This is a genomic window from Paenibacillus montaniterrae, from assembly GCF_018403185.1.
In the GTDB taxonomy this organism is placed as follows: domain Bacteria; phylum Bacillota; class Bacilli; order Paenibacillales; family Paenibacillaceae; genus Pristimantibacillus; species Pristimantibacillus montaniterrae.
In genome coordinates, this window is sequence record NZ_BOSE01000068.1 from 1 (window position 1) to 233 (window position 233).

Annotated in this window: 1 rRNA gene; it reads left to right on the top strand. The window is 51.5% G+C overall.

The features are described from left to right. Positions 1–233: ribosomal RNA gene (locus KJS52_RS27195) — 23S ribosomal RNA — on the top strand; the annotation flags it as partial.

Genomic DNA, 233 nt, shown 5'->3' on the forward strand with positions numbered 1-233 from the left:
GAAGAAGGACGTGGCGAACAACGATACTGCCTCGGGGAGCTGTAAGCAAGCGTCGATCCGGGGATTTCCGAATGGGGAAACCCAGCTGTTGTAATAGACAGTTACTGTTAGCTGAATCCATAGGCTAGCGTGAGGCATACCAGGGGAACTGAAACATCTAAGTACCCTGAGGAAGAGAAAACAAAAGTGATTCCGTCAGTAGCGGCGAGCGAACGCGGATTAGCCCAAACCAG